Raw genomic sequence first — 14,188 nt, forward strand, 5'->3', positions numbered from 1 at the left:
GCAGGGGCCCCGCTTCGAAAGGAGCGGGGCCCTTGTCGTTTTTGGCGGACGCTTAGCGGCTCGCGGCGTGTCTGAAGTGCTTCCCAGTCGTCAGGTTGCATATGCGCATGCAGGCGCTGCAAGCCGACTCGATGGAGCCAAATCACGCAAAACCGATGATGTGGGGGGGATGGGTGATTCGCTGGGTTGCAGAATTGTAAACAGGAAGTTCCGCAATATCAAAGACATGGGAGTTCATTCTGCGAATTAAAGACCCGGCATGACAAAAAAATGACAGCCGCTCGGGGTAAAATTGGCGTGGGCCGCATTTTGGGCGGAAAGCTGCGCTGCGCGCACATGTGTCCACAAGTCGGGGTGTGATTCCAGGGACACAGTTTACAGGGGCGACCGGGCGGAAGGGGAGCTTGGGTATTGCGCCGGGGAGATCGAGGCGTATGTGGCAGCGGCCCGCTGGCCACGTGACCAGATAAGGGCAGATTTTCAGGAGTTTACAATGAAGAAGATTGCTCTTCTCGCTGCCAGTGCTGCACTGTTCGCCTTTCCCGCTGCTGCCAACGCCCAGGCGTTCGTGCAGATCGAAGGTGGTCTCGACGTGGCGCAGCAGGGCGGCGAATCCGAGGCGGGCATTCAGTACGGTGTGTCGGCCGGTTACGATTACGACCTTTCGAACGGCATGTTCATCGGTGTGCAGGGCAGCTACGGCGACAGCTCGGCCCGTGAGTGCGCGCATGACATGTTCGAAGCCAACGACCGTCTGTGCCTTGAGGCACGCCGCGATCTGGCCGCCGTCGTTCGCCTCGGCACCCAGATCGGCGCGCGCAACAAGCTTTACGTGCTGGGCGGTTACACCAACACCCGCGTCGGTCTGAGCTACAAGGGCGAGACGGCTGATGCCCTTCTCGACGCGATCGGTGGCTTCAGCGACGCTGGCGCGCACGAGACGCTCAACGGCTTCCGCCTCGGCGCGGGCTATGAGTACGACGTGACCAGCAATCTCTTCATCAAGGCGGAATACCGCTACTCGAACTACGGTTCGGACTTCAGCCGCCACCAGGGCGTGCTGGCTGTCGGCACCAAGTTCTGATCCTTCTTGCAGGCTCAAGAAGAGGGCCCGCTCCGGTTTCGACCGGGGCGGGCTTTTTTCATGTCGGGGAGAGGGAAGAAAGGAAAGCTTCAAGGGGCCATCGCCCCTTGATCCCAAAGCGGGCAACCTTGCCTTTCTCAGCCTGCGGTGTGCGAAAGCCCTGAGGTCGACAATTCGGGGAGCCTGAGGGCGATGGCGCTCGGACTTTTTCCTGACTGCGTTGCTTTTCAGCCTTGCCCTTCGATCCGCGCCACGATGTCGGCCAGCCATGCGCGCGGGGCCTGGGCGCGGCCGATGTCGCAGATGAATTCCTGCCCGCGCTTTGCAGAATCGAGGCGGGGGCCGTGCTGGGCACGGGCGCGTTTCCAGCGTTCGGGCCGTTCGTGGTAGGTAAGGCCGCGGCGTTTGAGCCAGGGCGGCACGTCCCACAGGTTGAGCGGGCCGCCCGGCACGGTCAGGCGCAGGGCCGGGGCGGCGGTATTCGCGCAGGCGCCAGGTCCGATCCACAAGGTATTGTTGGCGCTCCATTCCCCGATCTCGTGGGGATGGGGACGTGGCGGTTCGGACCAGTCGGGGTGGGCGCGCAGGTCCTCAGGCGCACCTGCCATGCGCACCTTCATATGGGCAAAGATGCGGTGGTGGCGCTCGCCCGTCTCCGGGTCGGCGAAGAGGCCGAAGAAGAGGAAATGGTCACCCACTCCCACGCCGTGCCGGGCGAGATGTCCCTGCGCGGCGCCAAACTGGCCGAACCAGCACAGCGCCTCGCCATCCGGCGAGAGGCCGAACATCGGGTCGTCATGGCACAGCGCGTCGGCGGCAATGCGCCCGCGCGTTACCTCCTCGACCAGAGCGCTCAGCCCGCGCCGGGCGTAGGTCGTGGCCGAGCGCCCCGGCGTCGGGATGGGAAGCGAGACGGGCGTACTGCCCACGATGGGCGAGGGGACCCCGCCTGCCGTAGTGTCGAACCCCTTGCGGCTGAAGACGATCTTCATGCGCGCCGGGCAGGCGGACAGGGCCGCGCGATCAGTGCGCCTTTGCGAGCCTGGCGACGCGCATGGCAAGTTCGAAGGCGGCAAGGCGCGCGGCGCGGTTCTCGGCCGCCTCGGCGTCCTCGCCCCACAGTTCCACTTGCCAGTCTTCTTCCAGGTTCGCCGCCTGCCACAGCGCGGCGGCATCGGCGCCCTCCTCCAGCGCGGCGAGCGCGATGATGAGCGAGGCGGCAAGGCTTGCCATCATCTTGAGCGCGGCGAGGGTGAAGGCATCGTGGCGCGCCAGTTCCTCGGCGATCCGCACCAGCGTTTCCTCCGGGTGCGGGCGGTGAATGATGCCTGAGATGCGGATGAAGCGCACATCAAGGCGCGTTTCCATGGCGGTCAGGAGCGGCTCCCACACCTCCAGCTGGCGCTTGTAGAGCGCTTCGTCGGGATCGGCGCGGTAACACAGCGTGTCGGTCTCGGCGTAGGGCAGCAGCTCTGTGAGCGCGGTCTCGCGCTGGGGCGCCACGGCGTCGAGCGCGAAGTCGACAAGGTCGCGGGTGACGAAGCGCGCGGTGTCGATTTCCTCACCTTGCGCGGCCCACTCGGCGGCGAGTTCCTCGGCCAGCGCCTGGCTCGGTACGATTTGCGGGCGGCCGCCTGCTGTCTTGATCGCGCGGCCATCGAGACGCACGCACCAGCCCGAGCCGTCCTCAAGCGGGGTGGCGGTCACTTCCTTGTAGAAACGTTTCACGAAACTTCAGCTCTCTGGTTGGTCGCCCGGTCGGCTGCGCCACTTACGGGCGAGGAGGGCGGGGATGAGGAAGAGGTCGAGAAGGCCATTGGCGACAAGGACATAGCCCAGCGCCGGCGGGGCGGGGGCAAAGAGCCCGCCCTTGGCAATGAGGATGCCCACGACCACGCAGACAACGCCCAGAAGGCGCACGCCCTGGATGACGAAGAAGCGCCGCGCGGCGGGATCGGGTTCGCCAGAGGGGGAGGGTGTGCTCATGCCAGCAAGTGCGCGCGCAGCTTGTCCGGCGTGTCGGCGACAAATTCCGCGCCCGCCTTCATCAGCTCATCGGGCTGGTGGTAGCCCCAGTCGACGCCCACGCCGCGCACCCAGGCCGCTTTCGCCATCTCCATGTCGTAGGCGGTGTCGCCGATCATCACGGTCTGTTCGGCGTTGGCGCCCGCCTCGAACATGGCCTCCTCCAGCATTGCAGGGTGCGGCTTGGAGGGGTGGCGGTCGGCGGTCTGGAGGCTGACAAAGAGCTCGGCAATGCCGTTGCCAGCAAGGCAATGGGCAAGCCCCCGGTCCGACATGCCGGTCGCGATTGCGAGCGTCCAACCGGCGTCCTTCAAGGCCTCGAGCGTCTCGCGGATACCCTCGAAGAGCGGCTGCGAGACGCGGCCCTCGGTGCGGGCCTGGCGGAAGGCCTGCTTGTAGGTCTCGGCCATGGTGTGCTGCTGCGCGCCGTCGCTTTCAGGGAGCAGCGCGCGCATCGCCTGGGGCAGTGAAAGGCCGACCGCGCGGCGGATCGTGGCGCGCGGCGGCGCTTTCAGATCATGCGCGACGAAGGTGGCCTCCATCGCCTCGCAGATCGCGGCCTGCCCGTCGATCAGGGTGCCGTCGCAATCGAAGACCGCCAGCTTCATCGGCGCGTTTCCTTTCTCAGCACTTGGGCGTCGGCACGTGGGGCCTCAGCACCTGGACCTCAGCGCTTGGGCGCCTTGCCCTTGGGGATGGGGCTGCCCTTGCCCTTCTTGGGCCCGGACTTCTTGGGTACGCGGGTGCCCGGAGGGCCCTTGTGACCGGCCTTGGCGAGACCCTTGCCCGGCACCTTACCCTTGCCGCCGCCCGCGCGCGGGGGCCGGGCGCCTTCGTCCGAACGACCGGTGGTGCGGGTGCGGCGCTCGCCCCGGCGTTCCTTGCGGATCTGCTTGGAATGCTGCTTGGCCGCGCGCTTTTCATCGTCCTTGGTGAAGGGCGCGGGGCCGGGGGGCAGCTCGGCACCGTCCGCCTCGTCGAAGCCGAGATTCTCCATGGAATTGGCGAAGTGCTCGGGCAGCGGCGCGGTCACGTCAAGCGGGGCGCCATCGGGGTGCTCGATGATGAGGCGGCGCGCGTGCAGGTGCATCTTGCGGCTGATCGTGCCGGACAGAAACGCGTCCTGCCCGCCGTACTTGCCATCGCCCACGATCGGGTGGCCGATCGCGGCCATGTGGACGCGCAGCTGGTGGGTGCGGCCCGTGAGCGGGTGCAGTTCGACCCAGGCGGCGCGGTTGCCCGCGCGGTCGAGCACGCGGAAGCGGGTACGCGCGCTCTGGCCGTTCTCTTCATCGACATGCATCTTCTCACCGCCCGTGCCCGGCTGCTTGGCGAGCGGCAGTTCGATCATGCCATCGTCGATGTTGGGCACACCCATGACCAGCGCCCAGTAGATCTTCTTGGCGGTGCGCCCCGAAAAGCGCTTGGAGAAGTAGGCCGCGCTGCCCGGCGTGCGCGCGATCAGCAGGACGCCCGAGGTGTCCTTGTCGAGACGGTGGACAAGACGCGGGCGCGGGCCGTCGGGGGCATAGGCGTCGAGCAGGCCATCGACGTGCTGCTTCATGCCCGAACCGCCCTGCGTGGCCAGGCCCGGAGGCTTGTTGAGGACGATGGCGGCGCGGTCCTGCGTCAGCACCATCTGGTCGGCGAGTTCAAGTTCCTCCTCGCTCAGCTCGCGCTTGGGACGCGGCGCCTTGCCGCCCGGCTTGGCTTCGCCGCCCGGCGGCACGCGCAGGACCTGGCCTGCGGAAAGGCGCGTGTCCACGTCCGCGCGCTTGCCGTCGACGCGGATCTGGCCGGTGCGCGCCCAGCGCGAGACCATTGCGAAGCCGACCTTGGGCAGGTGGCGCTTGAACCAGCGGTCGAGGCGTACGCCCTCGTCGTCGTGGCCGACGGTGAACTGGCGGACGATGTCGTCGTTACCGGCCATGAATTAGATGCTCCGCATGATAAGGAGGCCCAGAAACAATCCGGCGAACCCTGCGAGAAGCGAGGCGCCGACATAGAACGCGGCAAGGGCAGGTTGCCCGCGTTCGAGGATGGTGATGAAGTCGAGGCTGAACGAGGAGAAGGTGGTGAACCCCCCGAGCAGGCCGACTGCGAGAAACAGCCGGGTGCCTTCGCCGTGGCTCCCATAGCGTGCAAGTGCGCCGATGAGGAGTCCCATGAAGAGGGAGCCCAGCACATTCACGGTGAGCGTGCCATACGGGAAGACTCCCGCGCGCGCGGGGCCGAGCGCAGCGGTCCAGGCGCGGCCGACAAGAAACCGCAGCCAGGCGCCGGTTCCGCCGCCCAGCGCCACGTAAAGCGAGGCGGCAAGGAAGGAGGGTTGGGGCATAGAGGCCCGCCTTACCCGCGATTCGCGCAATTTCCAATCGCTGCTTGCGCCGCTTCGGGGGTGGCTAAAGCCCGGTTCTTGGCGGTTTCGCGGCTTTTGGGGAGTCTTTGCGGTTGTCTTTGGTGTGTCACTTTGATATTGGCGCGACCAACCCAGTCGGACCTTTAGCGGGATTCGGCGCTTTTGGTTCCATTTGATTCGCGGTCCGTCTCGCCATGTAGGAGGTGTGGGGCGGGCTTCGTTCGTATTTTTGAGGTGTGGTAGTTTTATGCAGATCATGGTTCGCGACAACAATGTTGACCAGGCCCTTCGTGCGCTCAAGAAGAAGCTGCAGCGTGAAGGCGTCTACCGCGAAATGAAGCTGCGTCGCCACTTCGAGAAGCCGTCGGAAAAGCGCGCCCGCGAAAAGGCCGCTGCCGTGCGTCGCGCCCGCAAGCTGGAGCGCAAGCGCATGGAGCGTGACGGCGTCAAGTAAGGCGACGTTTGCCGAACGTGCACCTGTTGGTGCGCGTTCGGGCACCTCGATAACGGCGTCGGGCTTGAATGCCGGGGCCGCTTGAGCCATGAGGGCGCGACCGTAACCGGTTCGCGCCCTTGGTGCATCTGGCAACCCTTGAAAAAGGTGGCTTTGCGCAGAGGCTTGGGGGCGCTATCTGCGCACACGTGCCGAGTCTGCGGCACGCATTCGTCACGAGGCCACACGATACGATGACTGAGATCACCCGCGTCCCGCTCCAGCCCGTCAAGAAGGGCTCCCTGTCGAAGATCTGGGTGGGCGCGCTTGCTCTCGCGCTGGCTGGTGCCAGCGTCGCCTATGCCGCGATGCCCGCGCAGGTTCACGTCAAGACTCTGACCGAAGGCCACGGCCCCTCGCCGACGACCGAGGACATGGTTCTCATCAACTACAAGGGCACGCTTCCCGACGGCAAGGTCTTCGATGAAGCCAAGCAGGTTCCCATGGAGCTGGACGGGGTGATCCCGGGCTTTTCAACCGCGTTGCAGAAGATGCAGGCGGGCGGGAAGTACACCGTCGATATCCCTTCCGAGCTTGCCTATGGCGATAAGGGGCAGGGCGAAATCGCACCCAACACCGACCTGACCTTCGAAATCGAGCTGCTCGACTTCCGCAGCAAGGCCGAAATCGAACAGCAGCAGCGCATGATGCAGCAGATGATGCAGATGCAGCAGATGCAGGGCGGCGCTCCGGGCGCACCCGAGGCTCCGTCCGAGTAATTCGGAGCTTCCCGCGATGAAAAGCATCACGACCGCTGTGGCCGCCCTGGCCGCGGCGGTCTTGTTCGTTCCGGCAGGCCCCGCTGCGGTGCAGGCCCGGGAGGCCGCAACCACCGCGGTTCCCCCGGAGGAGGCCGAACCCGAAGTCGTCGTCGAGACGCTCCAGGAAGGCAAGGGTGATCCGCCGCCTGCCGGCTCCTTCGTGCTCGTCAACTACAAGGGCATGTTGACCGATGGCACCGTGTTCGATGCGAACGAGCGCGTGCCGATGGACCTCAACGGCGTCGTCCCCGGCTTTGCCCAGGGGCTCATGCAGATGAAGCGCGGCGGGCGCTACCGCCTGACCATCCCGCCCGAACTGGGCTACGGTGCCCGCCAGTCCGGCCCGATCCCCCCCAATTCCGAGCTCGTCTTTGAAGTCGACCTGATCGACTACAAGACCCCCCACGACATCCAGCTGATGATGGCCAAAATCCGCGCGCAGCAGGAAGCCGCCGCCAAGGCGCGCATCGAGGCCGCGCAGGGAAAATCCAAGGACGAGCCGAAGAAATGAAAGATCCAAGGGGCCATCGCCCCTTGACCTCCAAACTGTCTGCCTCACCGTTCTTAGCCAGCGTGAAATAAGAGCCTTGAGGTCGCTGGCTTGGGGAGCCCGAGGGCGATGGCGCTCGGAAACATTCCTTTGACTTCTGACCCCTGTTCCAGGCCTGCCCCTCTCCCGCTTGAAGCGCGGGGCCGCCGGTGCTAGCGGCTTTGGCCTGATGCGCGGCGCCTGTTCGCCGCCGTGAAGAGAACAACCTTTAAAAAAGGAACGTCATGTCGGTCGATACCGCAACCGTTGCGAAGATCGCGAGCCTTGCCCGCATCAAGGTGACCGAGGGTGAGCTGGAGGCGATGGTGCCCGAGCTCAACGGGATCCTCAACTGGGTCGAGCAACTCGGCGAGGTCGATACCTCGAATGTCGAGCCGATGACCGCGGTGATCCCCAACACGCTGCGCCTGCGTGAGGACGTGGTCGATGCCGATCCGCTGACCGGTGGCGGCAAGCGCGAGGAAGTCCTCGCTAATGCGCCAGTGGCCGAGCACGGCTTCTTCGGTGTGCCCAAGGTCATTGAGTGACCTGGCGGGCATCCACGCAACCTTTCGTCCTTCCCGCACAGGCGGGAAGCCCGCTTGCTATCTGCCCTGCGGCGCGCACTCGCGCCCGGGCGACAGGTGAGAACCAATGACCGATCTTACAGAACTTGGCGTCGCACAGATCCGCGACGGCGTGAAAGCCGGTGACTTCACCGCCGTGGAAGTGGCCGAGGCGTTCAACGCCAACGTCGCGGCCGCGCAGGAGGCCCTGAACGCCTTCATCGTCGCCACCCCCGAAAAGGCGCTCGAAGCCGCGCAGGCCACCGACGCGAAGCGCGCGAAGGGCGAGGACCTGGGCAAGATGGGCGGCGTGCCCATCGGCATGAAGGACCTCTTTGCGACCTTCGACGTGCAGACGACGGCGGCCAGCCACATCCTCGAAGGTTTCAAGCCGCAGTACGAATCGACCGTGTCGCAGAACCTGTGGAACGCGGGCGCTGGCATGCTGGGCAAGCTCAACCTCGATCAGTTCGCGATGGGCTCCTCGAACGAGACCAGCTACTTCGGAAACGTGATCTCACCTTGGCGCAAGCAGGGCTCGAACGCGCAGCTGGCACCGGGCGGCTCCTCGGGCGGTTCGTCGGCGGCTGTGGCGGCGCGTCTCGCTCCGGCGGCGACCGGCACCGACACCGGCGGTTCGATCCGGCAGCCCGCCGCCTTCACCGGCACCACCGGCATCAAGCCAACCTACGGGCGCTGCTCGCGCTGGGGCGTGGTGGCCTTTGCCAGCTCGCTCGATCAGGCGGGCCCCATGGCCAAGGACACGCGCGACTGTGCGATCATGCTCGAAGCCATGGCCGGGTTCGATCCCAAGGACGCGACCAGCCTCGATCTGCCCGTCCCCAACTGGGAGGAGCTCCTCTCGGCCGACCTTTCGGGCAAGACCGTGGGCATTCCGCGCGAATACCGCATGGACGGCATGGACGCGGAAATCGTCGCGCTGTGGGATCAGGGCGTGGCTTGGCTCAAGGACGCGGGCGCGAAGGTGATCGACATCTCGCTGCCGCACACAAAGTACGCGCTGCCCACCTACTACATCATCGCGCCGGCCGAGGCCTCCTCGAACCTCGCGCGCTATGACGGCGTGCGTTACGGCCTGCGCGACCTTCCCGAAGGCGCGAACCTTCAGGACATGTACGCGGCCACCCGCGCCGCCGGTTTCGGCGAGGAGGTCAAGCGCCGCATCCTGATCGGCACCTACGTGCTGTCGGCGGGCTTTTACGATGCCTATTACACGCAGGCCCAGAAGGTTCGCACGCTCATTTCGCAGGACTTCCAGAAGGCCTTCGAGGAATGCGACGTGATCCTTGCGCCGACGACCCCGACGCCGGCCTTTGCGCTGGGTGAGAACGTCGACGATCCGCTTTCGATGTACCTCAACGACGTGTTTTCGGTCCCCGCCAGCCTCGCGGGCCTTCCGGCCATGTCGGTGCCCGCGGGGCTCTCGAAGGACGGTCTGCCACTGGGTCTTCAGATCATCGGCAAGTCCTTCGATGAACAGGGCGTACTCAACGCCGGTCTCGCGCTTGAGGCGCGCGCACAGTTTACGGCCAAGCCGGAGAAGTGGTGGTAATATGAGCACCTATCGCATTCAGGGCGCAACGGGCGAGTGGGAGGTCGTGATCGGCCTCGAAGTCCATGCGCAGGTCTCCTCGCAGGCCAAGCTGTTCTCGGGCGCGGCGACCGAGTTTGGCGCCGAGCCCAACACGCAGGTCGCGCTGATCGACGCGGCCATGCCCGGCATGCTGCCCGTGCCCAACAAGGAGTGCATCCGCCAGGCGGTGCGCACCGGCATGGCGATCAACGCGCAGATCAACAAATACTCGCGCTTCGACCGCAAGAACTACTTCTACGCCGACCTTCCGCAAGGCTACCAGATCAGTCAGCTCTACCACCCGATCGTGGGTGAGGGCGAGCTGGTCATCGAGGCCGACGAGAAGGCCGGGATCCCCGAAGACAAGGTCATCGGCATCGAGCGCATCCACGTCGAGCAGGACGCGGGCAAGCTGATGCACGATCAGCACCCGACGATGTCCTATGTTGACCTCAACCGCGTGGGCGTGGCGCTGATGGAAATCGTCAGTCGTCCGGACATGACCTCGCCGGCCGAGGCGGGCGCGTACCTCTCGAAGCTGCGTACGATCCTGCGCTACGTCGGCTCGTGCGATGGCAACATGGACCAGGGCTCGATGCGCGCGGACGTCAACGTCTCGGTGCGCAAGCCGGGCGAGGAACTGGGCACCCGTACCGAGACCAAGAACGTCAACTCGGTGCGCTTCGTCATGCAGGCGATCGAGCACGAGGCGATGCGCCAGGTCGACGTGCTGGAAGCGGGCGGCAAGATTGTGCAGGAAACGCGCCTGTTCGATCCCAACACCGGCTCGACCCGTTCGATGCGTTCGAAGGAAGACGCGCACGATTACCGCTACTTCCCCGATCCCGACCTGCTGCCGCTGATCCTGGAGGACGACTTCCTCGAGGATTGCCGCAACTCGCTTCCCGAGCTGCCCGATGCGAAGAAGGCGCGCTACGAGACCGAACTGGGCCTCTCGGCCTACAACGCACAGGTGCTGACCGCCGACGTCGACACCGCCCGGTGGTTCGAGCGCCTGCTGGCCGAGACCGCCAAGGCTTCGGGCAAGGCGCCGGCCGAGGTCTCCAAGCAGGCGGCCAACTGGCTGATCTCCGAGCTGTTCGGCGCGCTCAACAAGCTGGGCACCAGCCTTGAGGAATCGCCTGTAACCCCTGAAAAGGGCGGCGATCTCCTGGCGCTCATCGCCAAAGGCACGATTTCCGGCTCCGCGGCCAAGCAGGTCCTTGAAATCATGCTCGACACCGGCGACGAGGCCGAAGCCATCGTCGAGCGCGAAGGCCTGAAGCAGGAGTCCGACACGGGCGCCATCGAGGCCGAGATCGACAAGGTCCTCGCCGCTAACGCCGACAAGGTCGAGCAGTACAAGGGCGGCAAGGTTGCCCTCTTCGGCTTCTTCGTCGGCCAGACGATGAAGGCCATGAAGGGCAAGGGCAACCCGCAGGTCGTCAACGAGATCCTGAAAGCCAAGCTCGGCTGATCTGGCCCTTCCAGCACATGAAAAAGCCCCGCCGGAGCGATCCGCCGGGGCTTTTTCGTTGGTCCGTCACATGTGCGCCCACAGGACGTCGCCACCAGCGCCAGAATAAGGCCGCTACGCGTAACCCCCTGCGAAGAACGGGAAGGCAAAGCCAATGCGAGGGCCATCGCCCTCGCGCTCCCGAAATCGGAGAGGGTACGCCCTTTCGACATCAATGTGCCCACCTTCGGCCTGGCGCCCTAGTTGGTCATAGGATGATGGTCCGAGCGTCCCGATTTGCCGACTGTCCGTTTCCTTCCGTGCGGCGTATGTACTGCTTGGATGAAGATCACCGTTCCTCACATTCAGGCGAGCGCGCGTAAAAGACGTGCTTCAAGCAATCCTCTCGTCAAATGAATGGGCTCGCAACGCTCGGTCATTCCCGATCTCAGATTACATGGACGGCCGCGAGCCGTTCCGCCGGTTCTTCGACATCTATGAAGGTCGGGATGGTGAAGATTGGCTCGGCATTCTGGAATAGGCGATCCTCGAAGAATTGCGTGCGAGTGGCGCGTCACTAATCGCCGACGAGGGCTCCGTGACCCGGATCATTGATAGGCTGGAACGCCACCCAGCTGTATTTTCTTGAGCCTAAACGCGCTCATTGTCGCCGTCCAGCACCTCAATTCCATTGCTCGAATGCGGTCACCTGTTCCGCTTGGGCTAAGCCTCGAGCGCGAAAAAGCGGCCGGTCTGCTAACGACCGATAGCGGACATTATAGGGCCGGGAGTGACTGCGGGTTACGTGCCTGTTAGGTGAGACCGCTAATGGCGATCGGAAGTCGATCAGCCTTCAGGAGAGTATGCGTGCTTTTTCACACCATGGTCGGATCGAACGACATTGAGCGATCCAAGCGCTTCTACGACACGGTGCTCGGCACCTTGGGTGCAGGGGAAGGGACGCGGAACATCGCCGACAGCGGCCATATCCGTCTGATCTACAATAACGGCAACGGAACCAACTTCATCGTCAGCCAGCCGATCAATGACGAACCGGCAAGCGTCGCCAACGGCAGCACGGTCGCCTTTTCCTGCGACTCGCCCGAGCAGGTGAAGCAGCTTCACGATACCGCCGTTGCCGCTGGCGGAACCTCGATCGAAGCTCCGCCCGGACCACGCGAAACTGCCTCCATGGGCACCATCGAACTGGCCTATTTTCGTGACCCCGACGGCAACAAACTGTGCGGAATTCATTTTCCTGCCTGATCGGTCCAGCATGGGTCTGCTTCTAAACTAGCGGACTTCGATCATGCGATCCCGCGAATGTCCGCTTTCCACCCCATCTCGGTCATGGGAGCACGCTATAGCTTTGCCTGAAAGCGGACAGGCAGCTGACAGCACTTTCTGTCGAAATGCGGAAATTCCGCTACCGGCCCCTCTTCGCCCGCGCTCTTGAATGACCAGGGGCGGGCGTGGCCGAGTTTGGGGAGCCCGAGGTCGATGGTCCTCGGACGGGACTTCTTTTCGGTTTGTCCTGTTAACTCTCTGCCCTGATTGGCCCATCGCAACAGGAAAACGCGCCATCTCCGGGCCTGGGGGCGGGATTAGCCGATGCGCGTGCCCTTCAGGTCCATCGTGCCGAAGAAGCCGGCCTTGATCGTACCGTCCAGGTCATCGCCGGTGATTGTGGCCTTGCAGTCGAGTTCGATCTTCATCGGGGAGGTCATCGTCATCTTCCAGCGCAGCGTGTCGCCCGCGATGGTGCCGTCCTCAAGGTCCATCGCGCCCAGATCGCCCGAGATCGTGCCGGTGAAGCTCTCACCTTCGGGCACGACGGTAAGCACGCCCTTCTGCGTGCCCAGCGGGGTCTTCGTGGTGCATTCGTAGCGTCCGGCTACTGACATCGTATTCTCTCCCTTGTCGCTTATTCGCTGTCCGTGGTGGGGGCAGGCAGGACCTCGACAGGCAGGCCGAGGTTCTGGAGCTGGGGCTCGACCACGGAGCGGTCTCCCACGACAACGAAAGTCAGCGCGCCCGGTTGCAGATAGGCCTGCGCGGCGGCGCCAATGTCATCGGCGTCGATGCGGCGGTAGGTCTGCGCCAGCGTCGCGTAGTAGTCCTCGGGGCGGCCGAGGCGCACGTTCGTGCGGATGGCGTTATCGACCGCGGCGTTGGTTTCGAACTGGTTGGGAAGGCCCCGGATCGCGCCTTCGGTGACGCGCTGGAGTTCCTCTGTTGTGACCGGCTTTTCGCCCGGAAGTGCGGCCATGTCGGTACGGATCGCGGCGATGGCGTCGCCGGTGCGGTCGGCCTGGACGGGCGCGCGCACCAGGAGCGTGCGGGGCCCTTCGTTCTTCGTGACACCCGAATAGACCCCGTAGCTCCAGCCCTTGTCCTCGCGGATATCGGCGTTGAGGCGCGAGAGGAAGCCGCCGCCAAGGACGTCGTTGGCCAGGTCGAGCGCCTCGCCGTTCTTCGCGGTGCCGTCCATGGGCAGGACGCGGCCCGCCATGATCACCGATTGGGGCGAGTTGGGCCGGTCGACCAGCAGGATGCGCGCGCGCGCCTGCGGGGTGGCCGCGTCCAGATGCTTGACGGGCGCAGGTCCAGCGGGCGTCGTCCAGCCCGCAAAGGCGCGTTCAAGCAGGGGCTTCAATTCGGCCATCGTCACATCGCCCACGACCGTGATGCGGGCAAGATCGGGGCGCAGCCATTTGGCGTGCGCGGCTTGCAGGTCCTGCGCGCTCAGCGCGGCGAGCGAGGCGGCGTCTCCCAGGCCGTCGCTGGGCTGGGCGTAGGGGTGCGTGCCGTAGAGCGCGGCGCCGAGCGTGCGCTGGGCCAGCGAATTGGGCGAGCTGAGCGCCTGCGAGAGCTGCGCCTGGCGCGTGGCCTTGAGGCGCGCGACGTCCTCGGGGGCAAAAGTCGGGTGCAGCAGGATCCCGGCGGCGAGATCGAGCGAGGGGGCGAGGTTGTCACTCAGCGCGACGAGGTTGAGCACGCTGGTGTCGGTGCTCGCGCCTGTCTGGATGGAGGCGCCGATGCGCTCCTGCGCTTCGGCAAGCTGGGTCGCATCGAGGCCGTTCGCGCCCTCATCGAGCATGTCGAGCATGAGCGCCTGTGTGCCGGGCGTATCCAGCGCGTCGGCCGAAGTGCCTGCGTCAAACTCGATGGTCAGCTGCAGCTTGGGCACTGCGGTGCGGCGGGCGAGGGTGACGGGTACGCCGTTCGAAAGCGTGGCGTGTTCAAGGGCGGGGAAGGCCAGGTCGCCGATGGTGCCGAGCGGGGGCGCAGCGCGCTCGGGCGCCGGGGCCAGTTCGGGTC

16 protein-coding genes are annotated in these 14,188 nt (G+C 65.2%); 8 read left to right on the forward strand and 8 right to left on the reverse strand.

Annotated elements, in window-relative coordinates; all coding sequences use genetic code 11:
• The first annotated feature begins 493 nt into the window (after positions 1–493).
• The gene (locus FMM79_RS19485; RefSeq protein ID WP_148629194.1) at positions 494–1,084 is read left to right on the forward strand and encodes an outer membrane protein; all 591 of its coding nucleotides are present in this window, start codon (positions 494–496) and stop codon (positions 1,082–1,084) included.
• A gap of 227 nt (positions 1,085–1,311) precedes the next feature.
• Here the strand turns inward: FMM79_RS19485 and FMM79_RS19490 are convergent, their stop codons facing one another.
• From FMM79_RS19490 to crcB, 6 genes are read right to left on the reverse strand one after another with little or no spacing between them, the layout of a single operon-like run.
• A complete protein-coding gene (locus tag FMM79_RS19490; RefSeq protein ID WP_148629195.1) occupies positions 1,312–2,076 on the reverse strand; it encodes a hypothetical protein in 765 nt (254 codons plus the stop codon).
• A 31-nt stretch (positions 2,077–2,107) separates the two neighbouring features.
• Positions 2,108–2,812 carry an ATP12 family protein gene (locus FMM79_RS19495; RefSeq protein WP_148629196.1) on the reverse strand — a complete coding sequence of 235 codons (705 nt, stop codon included), beginning with the start codon at positions 2,810–2,812 and terminating at the stop codon, positions 2,108–2,110.
• Positions 2,813–2,818: 6 nt separating this feature from the next.
• A complete protein-coding gene (locus tag FMM79_RS19500) occupies positions 2,819–3,070 on the reverse strand; it encodes a hypothetical protein (protein ID WP_148629197.1) in 252 nt (83 codons plus the stop codon).
• On the reverse strand, positions 3,067–3,717 hold the full coding sequence (locus tag FMM79_RS19505; RefSeq protein ID WP_148629198.1) for an HAD-IA family hydrolase: 651 nt from the start codon (positions 3,715–3,717) through the stop codon (positions 3,067–3,069). Before FMM79_RS19505 ends, FMM79_RS19500 begins: the two co-directional genes overlap by 4 nt.
• A 59-nt stretch (positions 3,718–3,776) precedes the next feature.
• On the reverse strand, positions 3,777–5,039 hold the full coding sequence (locus tag FMM79_RS19510; RefSeq protein ID WP_148629199.1) for an RluA family pseudouridine synthase: 1,263 nt from the start codon (positions 5,037–5,039) through the stop codon (positions 3,777–3,779).
• 3 nt (positions 5,040–5,042) lie between these two features.
• Positions 5,043–5,447: a fluoride efflux transporter CrcB gene (gene crcB / locus FMM79_RS19515; RefSeq protein WP_148629200.1), complete on the reverse strand. Its 405-nt coding sequence runs from the start codon at positions 5,445–5,447 to the stop codon at positions 5,043–5,045.
• Between the two features lie 268 nt (positions 5,448–5,715).
• Between crcB and rpsU the strand changes: the two genes are divergently transcribed.
• The 7 genes from rpsU to FMM79_RS19550 all read left to right on the forward strand — a co-directional run bounded on the left by rpsU (position 5,716) and on the right by FMM79_RS19550 (position 12,133).
• Entirely contained in the window at positions 5,716–5,922 is a 207-nt protein-coding gene (gene rpsU, locus FMM79_RS19520; RefSeq protein ID WP_039391404.1) for a 30S ribosomal protein S21, read from the forward strand.
• Between the two features lie 233 nt (positions 5,923–6,155).
• On the forward strand, positions 6,156–6,680 hold the full coding sequence (locus tag FMM79_RS19525; RefSeq protein ID WP_148629201.1) for an FKBP-type peptidyl-prolyl cis-trans isomerase: 525 nt from the start codon (positions 6,156–6,158) through the stop codon (positions 6,678–6,680).
• A 16-nt stretch (positions 6,681–6,696) separates the two neighbouring features.
• Positions 6,697–7,233, forward strand: coding sequence for an FKBP-type peptidyl-prolyl cis-trans isomerase (locus tag FMM79_RS19530; RefSeq protein ID WP_148629202.1), 537 nt, complete (start codon positions 6,697–6,699; stop codon positions 7,231–7,233).
• 263 nt (positions 7,234–7,496) lie between these two features.
• On the forward strand, positions 7,497–7,799 hold the full coding sequence (gene gatC / locus FMM79_RS19535; protein ID WP_148629203.1) for an Asp-tRNA(Asn)/Glu-tRNA(Gln) amidotransferase subunit GatC: 303 nt from the start codon (positions 7,497–7,499) through the stop codon (positions 7,797–7,799).
• 106 nt (positions 7,800–7,905) lie between these two features.
• Positions 7,906–9,390 carry an Asp-tRNA(Asn)/Glu-tRNA(Gln) amidotransferase subunit GatA gene (gene gatA, locus FMM79_RS19540; protein ID WP_148629204.1) on the forward strand — a complete coding sequence of 495 codons (1,485 nt, stop codon included), beginning with the start codon at positions 7,906–7,908 and terminating at the stop codon, positions 9,388–9,390.
• A gap of 1 nt (position 9,391) precedes the next feature.
• Positions 9,392–10,888 carry an Asp-tRNA(Asn)/Glu-tRNA(Gln) amidotransferase subunit GatB gene (gene gatB / locus FMM79_RS19545; RefSeq protein ID WP_148629205.1) on the forward strand — a complete coding sequence of 499 codons (1,497 nt, stop codon included), beginning with the start codon at positions 9,392–9,394 and terminating at the stop codon, positions 10,886–10,888.
• A gap of 846 nt (positions 10,889–11,734) precedes the next feature.
• A complete protein-coding gene (locus tag FMM79_RS19550) occupies positions 11,735–12,133 on the forward strand; it encodes a VOC family protein (RefSeq protein WP_148629212.1) in 399 nt (132 codons plus the stop codon).
• 338 nt (positions 12,134–12,471) lie between these two features.
• Here FMM79_RS19550 and FMM79_RS19555 read toward each other — a convergent pair whose 3' ends face one another.
• A complete protein-coding gene (locus FMM79_RS19555; protein ID WP_148629206.1) occupies positions 12,472–12,771 on the reverse strand; it encodes a hypothetical protein in 300 nt (99 codons plus the stop codon).
• Positions 12,772–12,791: 20 nt separating this feature from the next.
• Positions 12,792–14,188: pitrilysin family protein (locus tag FMM79_RS19560; RefSeq protein ID WP_148629207.1), on the reverse strand; the 1,397-nt coding region annotated here is incomplete at its 5' end.

It is taken from the genome of Novosphingobium sp. BW1 (genome assembly GCF_008107685.1).
In the GTDB taxonomy this organism is placed as follows: Bacteria; Pseudomonadota; Alphaproteobacteria; order Sphingomonadales; family Sphingomonadaceae; genus Novosphingobium.

Excerpts from the sequence above, each read along its gene's own strand:
- FMM79_RS19485 (WP_148629194.1), top strand. The coding sequence starts at position 494 with ATGAAGAAGATTGCTCTTCTCGCTGCCAGTGCTGCACTGTTCGCCTTT.
- FMM79_RS19490 (WP_148629195.1), bottom strand. The coding sequence starts at position 2,076 with ATGAAGATCGTCTTCAGCCGCAAGGGGTTCGACACTACGGCAGGCGGG.
- FMM79_RS19500 (WP_148629197.1), bottom strand. The coding sequence starts at position 3,070 with ATGAGCACACCCTCCCCCTCTGGCGAACCCGATCCCGCCGCGCGGCGC.
- FMM79_RS19505 (WP_148629198.1), bottom strand. The coding sequence starts at position 3,717 with ATGAAGCTGGCGGTCTTCGATTGCGACGGCACCCTGATCGACGGGCAG.
- FMM79_RS19510 (WP_148629199.1), bottom strand. The coding sequence starts at position 5,039 with ATGGCCGGTAACGACGACATCGTCCGCCAGTTCACCGTCGGCCACGAC.
- crcB (WP_148629200.1), bottom strand. The coding sequence starts at position 5,447 with ATGCCCCAACCCTCCTTCCTTGCCGCCTCGCTTTACGTGGCGCTGGGC.
- rpsU (WP_039391404.1), top strand. The coding sequence starts at position 5,716 with ATGCAGATCATGGTTCGCGACAACAATGTTGACCAGGCCCTTCGTGCG.
- FMM79_RS19525 (WP_148629201.1), top strand. The coding sequence starts at position 6,156 with ATGACTGAGATCACCCGCGTCCCGCTCCAGCCCGTCAAGAAGGGCTCC.
- FMM79_RS19530 (WP_148629202.1), top strand. The coding sequence starts at position 6,697 with ATGAAAAGCATCACGACCGCTGTGGCCGCCCTGGCCGCGGCGGTCTTG.
- gatC (WP_148629203.1), top strand. The coding sequence starts at position 7,497 with ATGTCGGTCGATACCGCAACCGTTGCGAAGATCGCGAGCCTTGCCCGC.
- gatA (WP_148629204.1), top strand. The coding sequence starts at position 7,906 with ATGACCGATCTTACAGAACTTGGCGTCGCACAGATCCGCGACGGCGTG.
- gatB (WP_148629205.1), top strand. The coding sequence starts at position 9,392 with ATGAGCACCTATCGCATTCAGGGCGCAACGGGCGAGTGGGAGGTCGTG.
- FMM79_RS19555 (WP_148629206.1), bottom strand. The coding sequence starts at position 12,771 with ATGTCAGTAGCCGGACGCTACGAATGCACCACGAAGACCCCGCTGGGC.